The following is a 15,685-nucleotide window of genomic DNA, read 5'->3' on the forward strand; positions in this document are numbered from 1 at the left end:
TTCACTTATTCAGAAAGTTTGAAGTTATAGATAATTGTTCCCACCTGTACAGAAGGAGCATCGGGATCGCTGTTAAAGCGCGTTGCCATTGCCGCCCTTTTCGCAGGATCTGTTAAACAGGTCGAGTTGTTGGTGGTACCTTTCATTCCGGGCCTTGCACTAATCACCTGCCCGGCCTGGTTTACTTCTATTCTTACCACCACAATGCCAGATTCATTGCAATCCTGTACAAATTTTTCTTTGTTCAGGGCTTTTCTGCCGCTTAGGCGATAGTTTCCGTCTCCGTCAAGCCCGGCTCCGTTACCATAATATTTCGTAGCATTAGGATCTCCTGTGGGGTCACCTTTATCTCCGGCAGCATTGTCATTTCCCTCGCCACCGGTTTGTGTGCCGTCACGTTCAGGGCCATTTAGAATACTACTCATAGCATCTGTGGTGGATTTATCTGGTTTGGGCTCCGGCTTTTTAACAGGAATTTCTTCTTTTTTAGGTTTGGGAGGCTCTTTGGTTTCTACGGGCTTGGTAATTTCCTTCTTTTTCTCTTCAATCACCGGGGCTTCTTCAACTTCCTGTGTAACCACTTCTTCCTTAATTTCAGGTTGAGGCGGGGTAACTTCGGGGGCGCTGGTCTTTGGCGCAGATTTTACCGGCTCGGTAGGCTGTTCGTTTCCGGAACCCACTTCGGAAGTACCAAAATTTACCGCAATTCCATTTTCCGGCGGAGGATCTAAATACGTAAAACCAAAAAACAACAGCAGCAATATCAACAACACGTGCAGGACCACCGTGATGGTAAAAGACTTTTTCTCGTGTTTTGTATTCAGCATTGCCATTTTTATTCAGGTTTTACTGCCAGTACTATTTTATAACTGTTCCTGTTTGCTATATCCATTACATTTACCGCCTTTTCTATAGGCACTCCTTCTTCAGCCCTTAATATAATAGTAGGGTTTTCTTCTCCCGCCAGCCTGCTCATCAATGTACTTTCCAGTGCGCTCTGGCTTATTCTCTCTTCATTTATATAAAACTGAAGGTCTTTAGTGATACTTACCGCCAGGGTTTGCTTGTTGGTGGTTTTTCCTTTGGCCTTCGGAAGGATTAAATCAAGTGCTTCCGGAGTAATAGCAGGGGAAGTCAGCATGAAAAAGATCAACAACAGAAACACAATGTCTGTCATTGAACTCATACTGAATTCCGGGCTTATTTTATTTCTTCCTCTTAAGTTCATATTAAGCGGGTTCATTTAAAAGATCCAGGAAGTCCACGGCGGTCGCTTCCATCTGGTGCACCACCTTATCTGTCTTCACCACCAGGTGGTTATACCCAATATATGCAATAATCCCCACAACCAAACCGGCTACCGTGGTGGTCATCGCGGTGTAAATACCTTCTGCCAGGGCGCCCATTTGCGCCTGTCCGCTACTGGTGGCCAGTTCATGAAAGGCAATAACCATTCCTATAACGGTTCCCAGGAACCCAATCATTGGCGCGGCACCTGCTATAGTAGCAAGAATACTTACATTTTTCTCCAGTTTGTACACCTCCAGCCTGCCGGCATTCTCGATCGCAGTGTTGATATCCTCTAATGGACTTCCAATCCTGGAAATTCCTTTCTCTGTTAACCTTGCCACCGGAGAATCAGTTTGTGCACAGCGCATTTTGGCTGATTCAATATTTCCGTTAAGCACACTATCCTTTATCTGTAACATGAAATTCTTATCTACCTGGCTGGCAGATTTTATTGCGAAAAGCCTTTCAAAATAAATATAGACTGCAACAAACAGAAGAATAAAAAGAATAAAAATTATAATCTGCCCTCCAATACCTCCGCTCATCATAAGCTCGAAAATAGAAAGGGTTTTTTCTTCTACTGCCGGTTCTGCCTCCTGCATTGCATTGGCGACACCGTCCTGCTGAAAAAAGTATAGCATACTGTTTAATTAGGGGTTTTTAAAGTAACGTGACAAATTGCATTTAATTGTAGCCAAATTTAGTAAAATAAAGAGGAGGCTTTCAACAAATTACTACCTGCTGCTAATAATAATTGTCAACAGGACATTATTAAGATTATATAAGTTGTTTAAGGGCTACTTCAAAGGCACTTTTGCTAATATTGGTCCTGCTGCTGTTATTATCAAAAGAATTCTGGATGGCATTTTTTATGGTGATGGAAGTATCATTGAAAATTGCTTCATCGGTCATTTGCACCCTTCTTTCCATAAAATAGGCGAAAACACGCGCCATTCCGCAGTTTGAGATAAAATCGGGGATTAGGCTTACGCGCTCATCGGTATATTCCATAATTGGGCCGAAAAATATCTCCTTATCGGCAAACGGAACATTGGCGCCACAGGAAATAACTTCCAGCCTGGAATCGATCATTTTCGTGATTTGCTCTTTAGTGACCAACCTGGAAGCGGCACATGGCGCGAAAATTTCAGCTTGCAGGCTCCAGATCTTTTTATTGATTTCTTCAAAAGGGATCATATCGGGATGCCGAAGGACATTCCCATCTTTATTAAGAAACATTTCTTTAATTTCCTCAAAGCTGAAGCCTTCTTCATTTATTAATCCTCCCGCACGGTCAATGATTCCAACAACTTTCGCTCCTTTTTGCGCCAGGTAATATGCCGCGGCAGACCCCACGTTTCCAAAGCCCTGAACAATAGCTTTCTTTCCCGTAATATTACCTCCGTAAATTTCATAAAAATGGTGAACAGCTTCAGCCACACCAAACCCGGTAATCATATCGGCAACGGTGTATTTACGGCTAACATCGGGAGAATAAGCGGTATTTTCCAGAACTTTTATTACGCCCTGTCTTAATTGACCAATCCGGTTAATCTTATCTGCTTCCGAAGGCTGAAAATGACCGTTAAAAACACCTTCCTGCGGGTGCCATACGCCACAATCTTCAGTTATTGGAATAACTTCATTAATTTCATCTACATTTAAATCTCCGCCGGTGCCATAATAGCTTTTCAGCAAAGGAGAAACCGCTTTGTACCAGCGCTCCAAAACTCCTTTTTTTCGAGGATCTTTCGGATCAAAATTGATCCCGGATTTAGCCCCGCCAATTGCAGGACCAGAAACGGTAAATTTCACCTCCATAGTTTTAGCCAAAGACAGCACCTCATTCATATCCAGCCCCGGGCGCATCCTGGTTCCACCTCCCGCGGCACCGCCCCTAAGTGAGTTAATAACCGTCCAGCCTTCTGCCTCGGTTTCAGGATCTTTCCAGTTAAAAACAATTTCGGGTTCTTTATTCTGATATAAATTAAGCAGATCTTTCATTATTTGTATTTATCAATTATTTGTTTCAGTTTTAGGGCGAAACAGCAGGGCAAATATAAAAAACTCCAAAATGGGCGTTCATAAATCTATCTTATATTTCAGGGATTAAAAATCACGCCGGAACTATGGTCTTTTTCGGCCCCGGTGACCGATTTAAGGATATTGTTTTCTCCTCTCAGCTTCAGCGCGCCCAAAAAGGCAAAAATCAGTGCTTCTTTAAAATTGATAAGTTCTGCGGAAGGAAGTACAAATTGGGCAGAAGATTTTTTTCCCAATTCAGTTATAAGGAAATCATTAAAAGCACCGCCGCCGGTTACCAGCACTTTTACTTCGGAAGAATTTTCCACTTCTTCTGAAATTTGAAAAGCGATATGTTTAATATAGGTATGAAGAACATCAGGAATGTTTTCTTCATATTGAGAAATTAACGGAAGAATTTCCCGGTTCACCCATTCTATTCCCAAAGATTTTGGAGGCTTTTCAATATAAAACCTCATAGAATTCAGCTTTCCATACAATTCTTCAATAATTTTCCCTGAAGCTGCTATTTTTCCGCCTTCGTCATATTCCAAACCAAGTTTATGGGCGTAATAATTAAGGACAGTGTTCACCGCGCAAATATCATAGGCGATCCTCCGGTTTTTTTCTTCCGTAGAAATATTGGCAAAACCACCCAGGTTCAGGCAATAATCATATTCCGAAAAAAGCAATTTATCACCAATGGCAACCAGCGGCGCACCCTGCCCCCCAAGTTGCACATCCTGAACCCGAAAGTCACAAACCACTTTTTGCCCGGTGATCTTAGCCAGCTCTTTTAAATTGCCAATTTGAAGGGTGTACTTATTTTGCGGCTCATGTTTAACCGTATGGCCATGACTACAAATCGCGTCCAGGCCATGAAGCCCGTTTTCATCAATAAACTGCTTCAGGACATTTCCTAAATAACGGGTGTACTCAAAATTCAGGTGCTGTAGCTCCTGCTCGTCCATATTAACCGCAGAACTCAGTTTTTTCTTCCAGAATTCATCATAAGGAATCGTTGTGCCGTGTAATATTTTATAACTTGTTCCTGAATTAAAATGAAACCGGGCCTCAATAATGTCTATTCCGTCCAAAGAAGTGCCCGACATGACCCCAAGAAGTTGATATTGCTTTTTTTCCATATTCGTAAAATTAGTCAATAGCGATTGAAAAATAAGTATCAAAAAGTTATCTTTGGACGGCAAAAATGATTTTTCGCAAAAAATTTATATATGGATTTTAAACTTACAGAAGAACATATTATGATTCGGGACGCTGCCCGGGATTTCGCCAAAAGCGAATTACTGCCGGGAGTGATTGAAAGAGATGAAAAGCAGGAATTCCCTAAAGAACAGGTAAAGAAGATGGGCGAACTCGGCTTCCTGGGAATGATGGCTTCTCCTGAATATGGCGGTGGCGGTATGGACACTGTATCCTATGTTCTGGCCATGGAAGAAATTTCAAAAATAGACGCTTCCGCTTCTGTGGTAATGTCTGTAAACAATTCGCTGGTATGCTGGGGACTGGAAACTTTTGGCTCTGCGGAACAAAAACAAAAATATCTTTCCAAACTCACTACCGGGGAAGCGCTTGGCGCTTTTTGTCTTTCGGAACCGGAAGCCGGGAGCGATGCTACTTCCCAAAAAACAACTGCAATAGACCAAGGCGACCATTATATCTTAAACGGCACCAAAAACTGGATTACCAATGGGAATTCTGCCGACTTTTATATTGTAATTGCCCAGACACACCGGGAGAAAAAGCATAAAGGAATCAATGCCTTTATTGTGGAAAAAGACTGGGAAGGATTTGAAGTAGGTCCAAAAGAAAACAAACTGGGAATAAGAGGAAGCGATACACATTCTTTGAATTTTAACGATGTAAAAGTTCCAAAAGAAAACAGGATTGGGGAAGATGGTTTTGGCTTTAAATTCGCCATGAAAACCCTTTCTGGAGGAAGAATTGGTATCGCCGCCCAGGCATTGGGGATTGCATCGGGAGCTTACGAACTGGCGAAAAATTATTCCAAACAAAGGAAGGCCTTTGGTACCGAAATCTGCAATCACCAGGCAATCGCTTTTAAACTTGCCGATATGCACACCAATATTGAAGCCGCCCGGCATTTGGTAATGAAAGCGGCCTGGGACAAGGATAATGGCAATAATTACGACCTCTCTGGCGCGATGGCAAAATTATTCGCTTCAAAAACCGCTATGGAGGTAACGGTAGAAGCTGTGCAGGTGCACGGCGGAAATGGTTATGTAAAAGAATATCATGTGGAAAGGCTAATGAGGGACGCCAAAATTACCCAGATTTATGAAGGCACATCCGAAATTCAGAAGATTGTGATTTCCAGAAGCGTACTGCACGATTAAGAACACACCACACCTCTCATTATCCTCAAAACCCCCGAAAATCCGGGGGTTTTGATTTATGAAAGCATTTAATTAAAATTAAGAATATAATAACAGAAAGAGCTTTGGATTATAGAATTGTTATTAATTTCTAATTTTATTCCTTTTTATAGATTTCTTCTTTTGTTTTACCTACTTCTCTTTATTTTCTTTACGAAAAAAGATATTTTTGTAGTAATAATTTAAGGAGGACGGATATGACACCAAAACAACAGGGGCTTTATTCCCCAGAGTTCGAGCGCGATAATTGCGGAGCAGGATTTATATGTAATTTAAAAGGAAAACGCACCAACGATATTATACACAAAGCCCTTGATATTCTCATCAGGCTGGAACATCGCGGTGCCGTTAGCGCAGACGGAAAAACCGGTGATGGCGCAGGCATCCTTATTGAAATTCCCCATGACTTCTTTAAAAAGGTTTGTGATTTTGATATTCCCGAATTCAAGTCTTACGCTGTGGGAATGACCTTTCTTCCGGGATCTGCAAACCAGGCGAGAATTTGCCGTGAAATTTTTGAAAAGGAAATTACAAGGCAGGGATTGAATATTCTTGGCTGGAGAAAAGTCCCGGTAGACAAAAGCTGCCTGGGTAGCATTGCTGCCCTTTCTGAACCAACAGTAGAACAGGTTTTTATTGGAAAGGGAGAAGAACTTTCTGAAGAACTTTTTAATGCCAAACTTTTTGCTGCCAGGAAAATAACCGAGCATAAAATCTATAAATCAGAACTCGCAGAGGCGGAATATTTCTATGTTTCCAGCCTTTCCACAAACACCATTATTTACAAGGGGCTTTTGATGCCGCAGGACATTAATACCTATTATCAGGATTTAAATGATCCAGACCTGGTAACAAAACTTGCCCTGGTACACCAGCGTTTTTCCACCAACACTTTTCCAACATGGGATTTGGCACAGCCATTCCGGTATATGTGCCACAACGGGGAGATAAACACCCTTAGAGGGAATTTAAGCCGGATGAAAGCCCGGGAGGAATTGTTTGAAAGTGAAAAATTTGGTGATGACCTAAAAGAGATCACTCCCGTTGTACTGGAGGGAAAATCAGATTCTGCTTCTATGGACATGGTGCTGGAATTGCTTTTGCAAACAGGAAGATCCCTGCCGGAAGCCATTATGATGATGGTGCCGGAAGCCTGGGAAAAAAATCCTTCCATGACTGAAGATAAGCGGGCATTTTACGAATACAATGCCTGTATAATGGAGCCATGGGACGGCCCGGCCTCCATCCCGTTTACCGATGGAAATTATATCGGGGCATTGCTGGACAGGAACGGTTTACGGCCTTCCCGCTATACCGTGACCAAAGATGGCTACGTAATAATGTCTTCTGAAACTGGGGTGATAGACATTAAACCTGAAAATGTAGAATTACACGGGCGCCTTGAACCGGGAAGAATGTTCCTGGTAGATATGAATGAGGGGCGGATTATTGGGGATGAAGAAGTGAAAACGGAAATTGTTTCCAAGCTTCCATATAGAAAATGGCTGGATGAAAATCTCTTGCCTTTAGCCGAAGTACCTTATACCGGCAATAAAACTCCCGTAGAGAAAGAAGATTTCCTTACCCGTCAAAAATTGTTCGGGTACACGATTGAAGATATTAAAACCATCATCACCCCAATGGCCTTGGGCGGCAAGGAAGCTATTGGCTCTATGGGCGCCGATATTCCACTGGCCGTGCTTTCAGATAAACCACAGCTTTTATTTAACTATTTTAAGCAATTATTCGCGCAGGTAACTAATCCGCCACTGGACGGGATCCGGGAAGAAATCGTAACAGATATCAGCCTTGCCATTGGTGCCGACCGGAATATTTTTGACGTCCTTCCGGAAAACTGTAAAAAACTCAGAATTCAAAATCCGGTGATTTCCAACGAAGACCTGGATAAGATAAAATATATAGACCATCCCGATTTCGCGGCTACTTCAATTTCAATTTTATATGAAGCTGAAAAAGGCCTTAACGGGCTTGAAGCAAGGCTTGATGAAATTGTACTGGAAATAAAAAGGGCTGTGGATAATGGCTGTAATGCGATTATTCTTTCAGATAGGAATGTGTCGTCCAAACTCGCGCCAATTCCATCACTTCTGGCCTGTTCATTTGTGCATCACCGTCTTAAAAAACATCACAGAAGGTCAAGTTTCGGGATTATAATCGAATCTGCCGAACCTCGTGAGCCGCATCATTTCGCGCTGTTGTTTGGTTATGGTGCAAGTGCCATTAATCCGTACATGGTAAATGAAATCATCTACAAGCTGGCAGAATCAAAAGATATAGAAACAGAAGACCCCGAGGTTGCCGTTCAGAATTTTAATAAAGCCATTGGAAAAGGTATTGTTAAGATCATGAACAAAATCGGGATTTCCACCCTGCATTCTTACCGTGGTTCCCAAATCTTTGAAATTCTTGGGCTAAACCGCAAGTTTGTAGATAAATATTTCACCAATACACCCACAAGGATTGAGGGTATTGGGCTTTATGAAATTGAAAAAGAAATCCAGAAGCGTTTCGACAGCGCCTTCAATCCACCGGAAACCGATGAAGGACTGGATCTTGACATTGGTGGAGACTACAGGTGGCGAAGAAATGGAGAAAGACATATGTTTAACCCTGCCAGTGTTGCCAAACTGCAGCAGGCAGTAAAACAAAATAATCCAAAAAGTTATGAGGAGTATGCTGCTATTATTAACGAGCAGTCCAAAAACCTGATGACGCTTAGGGGAATGTTTAAATTCCGCGATTTGAATCCTGTTCCTTTAGATGAAGTGGAGCCCTGGACAGAAATCGTAAAAAGGTTTAAAACCGGTGCGATGTCTTTTGGTTCCATTAGTAAAGAAGCACATGAAAACCTGGCGATCGCCATGAACCGGATGAAGGGAAAAAGCAATTCCGGAGAAGGTGGCGAAGACGCAAATAGGTTCAACAAAGATTTAGATGGGAACTGGAGAAACAGTGCCATTAAGCAGGTAGCTTCAGGACGGTTTGGAGTTTCCATTAATTATTTGAGCAGCGCACAGGAAATTCAGATCAAAATGGCCCAGGGTGCAAAACCCGGGGAAGGTGGGCAATTGCCGGGCCCAAAAGTAAATCCCGATATTGCCAAAACCAGAAATTCCACACCTTATGTGGGCTTAATCTCCCCTCCTCCTCACCATGATATTTACTCTATTGAGGATTTGGCGCAGCTAATTTTCGACTTAAAGAATGCCAACCGGGAAGCCCGGATCAACGTAAAACTGGTTTCCAAAGTGGGAGTAGGTACTATTGCCGCCGGTGTTGCCAAAGCAAAAGCAGATGTGGTGTTAATCTCTGGTTACGATGGCGGAACAGGAGCTTCCCCCCTTACTTCCCTGCGACATGCAGGTTTGCCATGGGAACTTGGAATTGCCGAGGCACAACAAACCCTTCTGCTTAACAATTTGCGGAACAGGATTGTGGTGGAAGCCGATGGCCAGTTGAAAACAGGCCGGGATGTTGCCATTGCCTGTTTACTGGGAGCCGAAGAATTTGGTTTCTCCACTGCGCCGCTTGTGGCTACAGGATGTATTATGATGCGTGCCTGCCACCTTAATACCTGCCCGGTGGGAATTGCCACCCAGGATCCGGAGTTAAGGAAGAACTTTAAAGGCACTCCTGAAAATGTGATCAATTTCATGTATTTCGTTGCCCAGGAATTACGGCAGATCATGGCCGATCTTGGCTTCAGGACAGTAAATGAAATGGTAGGACAAAGCCAGAAACTGGACATGAACAAAGCCATTCAGCATTACAAGGCCCAGGGGATAGATTTATCGAATATCCTTTACAAGCCAAAAATTGATCCGGACATGCCGCTTTACTGCACGCAAAAGCAGGATCACAACCTGGAAAATGTACTGGATTTCGAAATTTTAAGAAAAGCACACCCGGCAATCTACAGAAAAGAAAAGATGAGCCTGGATTTTTCCATCAGCAATATTAACCGTACCACGGGAGCGATATTGAGTAATGAGATCTCTAAGATCCATGGGGAGAGCGGACTTCCACCAAATACCCTCAATATAAATTTTGTGGGATCGGCAGGACAGAGTTTTGGAGCCTTTGCAACCCGTGGCCTTACCCTGAATGTGATTGGAAACACCAATGATTACTTCGGAAAAGGACTTTCAGGCGCAACGCTTACCGTAAGGAAACCGGCAGAAGCCACCTTTAAATCTAATGAAAATGTGATTATTGGTAATGTCGCTTTATATGGTGCCATTGCCGGGGAGGCCTATGTAAATGGTATCGGCGGGGAACGCTTTTGTGTAAGGAATTCCGGGGCCAAAGCCGTGATTGAAGGAATTGGCGACCATGGTTGTGAATATATGACAGGGGGAGTAGCCGTTATTCTTGGTAGGATAGGCCGGAATTTTGCCGCGGGAATGAGTGGTGGAATCGCGTATATCTATGATCCCGAAAACAACCAGGATTCCAATAACTTCAATATGGAAATGATCGGGCTGGAGCACCCTTCCGAAGAAAACCAGGAAGAGCTGCTTGGCCTTATAGAAAATCACTATCGCTATACCGAAAGTGATGTTGCCAAAGAAATCCTGGACAACTGGGAAGAAAATAAAAATAAATTTATAAAAGTGATGCCGGTGGAATACAAGAAGGCATTACAGAAAATTGAAGAAGAAAAGATGCAGAACGAAAGAGAACTTAAAACAGCTTAAGCATGGGAAAATTACGAGGATTTTTAGAATATGAACGAGCTGAGGAAGAAACCTATGCTGCGCCTGAAAGGCTAAAAAGCTATAAAGAGTTTACCAAAGATCTCGATAACGAAGAATTAAACAAACAAGGTGGCCGTTGTATGGACTGCGGAATTCCCTTTTGCCACAGTGGCTGCCCCGTAGGAAATCTTATACCCGATTTTAATGACGCCGTATACCAGAATGACTGGCAGCGCGCCCTAAAGATATTGCACACCACCAATAATTTTCCGGAATTTACCGGCCGCCTTTGCCCGGCACCTTGTGAATCTGCGTGTGTACTGGGAATTATAGAACCGCCGGTGGCTATAGAAATGATAGAAAAGTACATAGCTGAAAGAGGTTTTAAAGAAGGCTGGATAAAGCCGGAACCACCTGCACACCGTACCGGAAAAACCATTGCCGTTGTAGGCTCCGGGCCGGCAGGCTTAGCCGCCGCTCAGCAGTTAAACCGCGCGGGACATAGCGTTACTGTTTTTGAAAGGGATAAAAAAGTTGGAGGATTATTGCGCTATGGAATCCCGGATTTCAAAATGGAAAAGCACGTGATAGACCGGCGTATAGAGGTAATGGAAGGCGAAGGAATCACTTTTAAGACCAATACCAATGTTGGCGTGGATTATGAAATTGAAAAACTGAAGGAATTTGATGCCATCGTTCTTTGCGGCGGTGCAACTCAAAGAAGGCCTTTGCCTATTCCGGGTGCCGATGCTGAAGGAGTGGTACAGGCGATGGAATTTCTGAAAAGAAATAACGAAGTGGTAGATGGCCTTGCCGAAACTACTGAAAGATTACATGCCAAAGGTAAAAATGTAATTGTAATAGGAGGTGGGGATACCGGCTCAGACTGCGTGGGAACTTCCAACCGCCACGGGGCAAAATCTGTGACCAATTTTGAAATTATGCCCATGCCGCCGGAATCCAGAACGATTGACAATCCGTGGCCTTACTGGCCCTTTACCTTAAAAACCAGCTCCTCACACGAGGAAGGAGTAAACCGTAACTGGAGTATTTCCACCAAAGAATTTATTAAAGATAAGAGTGGCAAACTTACCGCCCTTAAAACGGTAAAAATCGAGTGGGTAAAAGGTGAGAATGGGAGGCCAAAACTTCAGGAAGTTCCAAATTCTGAAAAAGAATGGCCATGCGACCTGGCCCTGCTAGCTTTAGGGTTTACAGGACCGGAGAAAACCCTTAGTGAAAAACTGGGACTGGACCTGGACAACAGGACCAATATTAAAGCCAATAAAAAGTACCAAACCAATGTTCCCAATATTTTTACCGCCGGGGATATGCGCCGGGGACAATCGCTTATTGTATGGGCGATTTCTGAAGGCCGGGAAGCTGCTTATCATGTAGATAAATATCTTATGGGCAAAACGAAATTGCGCACCAAAGGCCAGGGAGATTTACCTGCCGTTTAAAACCAGTTTTCAGCAAATATAATAGTCGTGGAAGAGCCGAAATTTAGCTTTTCCGCGACTTTTTATTTCAGGCAAAAAAAAGCTTTTACACATCAGCTTTCCTACTTCAGTTTTTCCTTAGAACCAGTAATAAATAATAACAATTAAAATTACTATATTTATATATTTGATTTTCAGTTATTTAAATAGATAAATTCAACCGGTTAAAAAATGAAGGCAGTAGTTCGTCATCAATACGGTTCCGCCGAAGTTTTAAATATTGAAGAGGTTAAAAAGCCTGTGCCTGGAAAAAAAGATGTTTTAATCCGCGTTTACTACACTACAGTAAACCGCACCGACTGCGCTATCTTAACGGGAAAACCATTTATAATGAAACTGATGCTTGGCCTTCCCAACCCCAGGAAAAAAATTCCTGGTACCGTTTTTAGCGGGGTCGTGGAAGAAACCGGCAGTGAAGTTAAACTCTTTAAAACCGGGGACCGCGTTTGGGGTTTCGGCGATAATGGAGTTTCTTCCCAGGCTGAATTTCTAACCTATCCCGAAAACAGGCACATTTTAAAGCTCCCGGAGGCGATATCTTTTGAACAGGCGGCAGCAGCCGTAGAAGGTGGCCATTATGCCTATAATTTTATCAACAAGATTCAGCTTAAGCAGGGGCAAAAAGTACTTATTAACGGAGCGACAGGAGCTATTGGTTCAGCAGCCTTACAATTTGTAAAATCCCACGCCGCAAATACTGTTGCAGTATGTAAGGGAAAAGACAGGGACCTGGTAAAATCCCTGGGAGCCGATGAAGTTATAGATTATACAAAAGAAGATTTTACCCAACAGCACACAAAATTTGATTATATTTTTGACACCGTCGGTAAAAGCAGGTTTTCTAAATGCAAACATTTAATAAAAAATGGCGGCGCCTATATTTCTTCAGAACTCGGCCCGAATATGGAAAATCTTTTCCTTGCGTTCAGCACAAATTTCAAAGCCGGCAAACAAGTAAAATTTCCTGTTCCGCTATATCCCAAAGCCAGTATGAAGTTAACTATGGATCTAATGCAAAAAGGCAAATTTAACCCGCTTATCGACAGGCATTATCCATTAGATCAGATTAAGGAAGCTTACCAGTATGTACTATCCGGCGAGAAAACCGGCAATGTCCTGATCCCTGTTCAGAAGGAATAAGGCTATAATAATAATTTTTATGGCGTGCCCTGCGGGCCGGGCTATCCGCGCTATCTACCTGCCTCGCGGCAAGGCAGGATAGCCGCTCCTATCCCTCACGCAATTTCTAACAGAATATGCTTTACAGGAAAAGAATGCTATTTAAAGGTGAAATGGAGAATCCTAGTACAGACTTTTCACAACAGTGCAGGCGGAATTTCATTCATTTTTATATCCCAAAGTATCGGAAGCAAATAATAAACAATCAGGCTTATCAGGAGTATCGAAAAGATGTTCATAAAAATACCAGCCTTCACCATATCAGGAATACTTAACTGTCCGGAGCCAAATACAACCGCGTTGGGAGGAGTGGCCACGGGTAACATAAACGCACAGGAAGCCGCTAAGGTTGCAGCCACCAGGAGAAAATAAGGATGAATTCCCAGCGCCACAGCCATAGGAGCAAGAATTGGCAAAAGCATTGCCGTTGTTGCCAGGTTGGAAGTAACTTCAGTTAAAAAATTAACTGCAGCCACCAACACCAAAATCAGAAGGAAAAATGGCAAATTTTCAAGGCTGGTTAACTGTTCTCCAATCCATACGGCCAACCCGCTTACTTCAAATGCTTTTGCAAGTGCCATTCCCCCACCAAACAAAATAATTATTCCCCATGGAATCCTGCCGGCATCCTCCCAATCCAGTATTCGCCCCTCTTTTTTCCCAGATGGTAAGACAAAAAGAAGAATCCCAGCAGCCATGGCAATAATGGTATCATCAATATTCGGAATGATTGGCGCTAAAAGAAAACTTCTGGTAATCCATGCCAGAGCGGTACAAATAAATATCACAAGCACCGTTATTTCTTCCCGGCCCATCCTGCCCAGTTGATCGAGCATAGAGGAGATTTCATTCTTTTCACCAGGCAATTTCATACCCTTAAAATCAAAAGCAAAAACAGTAAGGTATTTCCAACAGATGAATAGCAGAAAAACTGAAATTGGCAGTCCCAGTACTATCCACTGCACAAAAGAGATTTCGATACCATATAATTTTTCCACAATTCCAGCAAGCACCAAATTGGGAGGTGTCCCTATAAGCGTTGCAATACCGCCTATGGATGCACTATAAGCAATTCCAAGCATCAATGCCTTTCCAAATTTTTTATCCTCATTTTTTAAACCTGCCGGATGATCCTGCAGTTCACTTATTATAGCGGTACCAATTGGCAGCATCATCACAGAAGTGGCAGTATTGGAGATCCACATAGAGAGGAAAGCCGTGGCAATCATAAACCCCAGGATGATAAATTTGATATTGGTTCCAATAAATTTAATAATGGAAAGCGCGATGCGACGGTGCAGGTTCCATTTTTCGATAGCAATTGCCAGCAGAAAACCACCAAGATAAAGGAAAATATATTTATCTCCATAGGCGCTGGTTACAGCTCCAATTTCCAGTACCCCGGTGAGGGGAAAAAGAGCGATAGGCAATAATGCTGTTGCAGCGATTGGCACTGCTTCGGTCACCCACCATAATGCCATCCACAGGGTAACACAAAGCACATCCCATGCTGCATCCGGAATGCTATCAGGATTTCCTGCCCACTGTAAGATTACAAACAGTAAGGGCCCACAAAGCAGCACAAAATATCTGGTGTTGAAATTCATTCGCAGTGAGGTATAAAGCGAAGATATTAAATATTTTATCCGCAATACAAGCTGGAAAGATTCCTGTATAGAAATATTTCTTTATGAATGGAGGACCGGAAACCACAGTTGGACCAAACTGTTTTTGTAACAAGATCAAAGAAAAAACGGAAGGCAGGAAAATGCTCGGACTAGCCTTTTGGTCAGTTATACTTAACCCTCAGTTTTATCAATATAGAGAATAAAGACTAATAAAAATGTTAGCCGCAAACTTATTGCATACGGCTAAAAAGATCGGATGGAAGCGGGAAATAAAATGTAGAAAAAACCATTTTGGAAAGTTGCATAAGGAAAAGAACCGCTGGCAGCAACACGTTTTCTGTATCAGACTCCAGCCCAGATTTTAGTAAGTCCCTGCTTTTCGCCCTGCAGGGGATCATTTTTGGGTATTGGCAGTGCCGCTATATTTTTATCAGCTTTAGGGCGTTCTCCTTCTCTGCCGGTATTTATATCGTAGTCGCTGCCATTAGGATAAGCCCCTACAATACCAAAGTCGCTGTCGCTCTCCAGCTTTTTGTGCCCTACTCCCGCAGGAATAACAATAACATCCCCGGCTTCTACCCTGATTTTCTCGCCTTTTTCCCCGCCAAGATGTAATAAGGCAGAGCCGCTGTACACCCCCAGAACCTCGTGAGATATACTATGGTAGTGGTGATAGTCAAAGACTCCATTGCGCCAGGAGTTTTTCCAGTTGTTTAAAGCAAATGTATCTTCAAGCCAGGCTGCACCTTCGTTAGCTCTTTTGTCAAAAGCATTTTTATAGACCAGCAGGGGCAGTTTGTTGTTGGGAATAGTCCCGTCGTCTTTGAAAAAGAATTTCTTTGGTTCCATCAGTTAGTGTTTAAATCCATTTCCCATTAATCTGGCAGCCCTGAATTTAAAACTTTAAGGCTCAGCGGTCAATTTTCAGC

The 15,685-nt window shown here is 42.9% G+C and carries 11 protein-coding genes; 4 read left to right on the forward strand and 7 right to left on the reverse strand.

Annotation, left to right across the window (positions count from 1 at the left end; all coding sequences use genetic code 11):
- Positions 1-5: 5 nt before the first annotated feature.
- From RM553_RS13395 to RM553_RS13415, 5 genes are all read right to left on the reverse strand, one after another.
- Positions 6-833: an energy transducer TonB gene (locus RM553_RS13395; RefSeq protein WP_311535447.1), complete on the reverse strand. Its 828-nt coding sequence runs from the start codon at positions 831-833 to the stop codon at positions 6-8.
- Between the two features lie 2 nt (positions 834-835).
- Positions 836-1,228 (reverse strand): ExbD/TolR family protein, encoded by a 393-nt coding sequence (locus RM553_RS13400; protein WP_311535448.1) that lies wholly within the window; start codon positions 1,226-1,228, stop codon positions 836-838.
- A gap of 1 nt (position 1,229) precedes the next feature.
- Complete coding sequence (locus tag RM553_RS13405; RefSeq protein WP_311535449.1) at positions 1,230-1,931, reverse strand: MotA/TolQ/ExbB proton channel family protein; 702 nt, start codon at positions 1,929-1,931, stop codon at positions 1,230-1,232.
- A 136-nt stretch (positions 1,932-2,067) separates the two neighbouring features.
- Positions 2,068-3,294 carry a Glu/Leu/Phe/Val dehydrogenase dimerization domain-containing protein gene (locus RM553_RS13410; protein WP_311535450.1) on the reverse strand — a complete coding sequence of 409 codons (1,227 nt, stop codon included), beginning with the start codon at positions 3,292-3,294 and terminating at the stop codon, positions 2,068-2,070.
- 98 nt (positions 3,295-3,392) lie between these two features.
- Complete coding sequence (locus tag RM553_RS13415; protein ID WP_311535451.1) at positions 3,393-4,457, reverse strand: anhydro-N-acetylmuramic acid kinase; 1,065 nt, start codon at positions 4,455-4,457, stop codon at positions 3,393-3,395.
- Between the two features lie 90 nt (positions 4,458-4,547).
- On the opposite strand from RM553_RS13415, the gene RM553_RS13420 reads away from it, so the two are divergent.
- From RM553_RS13420 to RM553_RS13435, 4 genes are all read left to right on the forward strand, one after another.
- The gene (locus tag RM553_RS13420; protein WP_311535452.1) at positions 4,548-5,690 is read left to right on the forward strand and encodes an acyl-CoA dehydrogenase; all 1,143 of its coding nucleotides are present in this window, start codon (positions 4,548-4,550) and stop codon (positions 5,688-5,690) included.
- Positions 5,691-5,926: 236 nt separating this feature from the next.
- On the forward strand, positions 5,927-10,447 hold the full coding sequence (gltB, locus tag RM553_RS13425) for a glutamate synthase large subunit (protein WP_311535453.1): 4,521 nt from the start codon (positions 5,927-5,929) through the stop codon (positions 10,445-10,447).
- A 2-nt stretch (positions 10,448-10,449) separates the two neighbouring features.
- Positions 10,450-11,910 (forward strand): glutamate synthase subunit beta, encoded by a 1,461-nt coding sequence (locus RM553_RS13430; RefSeq protein WP_311535454.1) that lies wholly within the window; start codon positions 10,450-10,452, stop codon positions 11,908-11,910.
- Positions 11,911-12,120: 210 nt separating this feature from the next.
- Positions 12,121-13,089: an NAD(P)-dependent alcohol dehydrogenase gene (locus RM553_RS13435; protein ID WP_311535455.1), complete on the forward strand. Its 969-nt coding sequence runs from the start codon at positions 12,121-12,123 to the stop codon at positions 13,087-13,089.
- Positions 13,090-13,265: 176 nt separating this feature from the next.
- Here the strand turns inward: RM553_RS13435 and RM553_RS13440 are convergent, their stop codons facing one another.
- Together RM553_RS13440 and RM553_RS13445 are read right to left on the reverse strand one after the other, a co-directional pair.
- Positions 13,266-14,735 (reverse strand): SLC13 family permease, encoded by a 1,470-nt coding sequence (locus tag RM553_RS13440; RefSeq protein ID WP_311535456.1) that lies wholly within the window; start codon positions 14,733-14,735, stop codon positions 13,266-13,268.
- A gap of 363 nt (positions 14,736-15,098) precedes the next feature.
- On the reverse strand, positions 15,099-15,605 hold the full coding sequence (locus RM553_RS13445; RefSeq protein WP_311535457.1) for a cupin domain-containing protein: 507 nt from the start codon (positions 15,603-15,605) through the stop codon (positions 15,099-15,101).
- Positions 15,606-15,685: the final 80 nt, after the last annotated feature.

This window comes from Autumnicola tepida, assembly GCF_031846485.1.
Taxonomy (GTDB): Bacteria; Bacteroidota; Bacteroidia; order Flavobacteriales; family Flavobacteriaceae; genus Autumnicola; species Autumnicola tepida.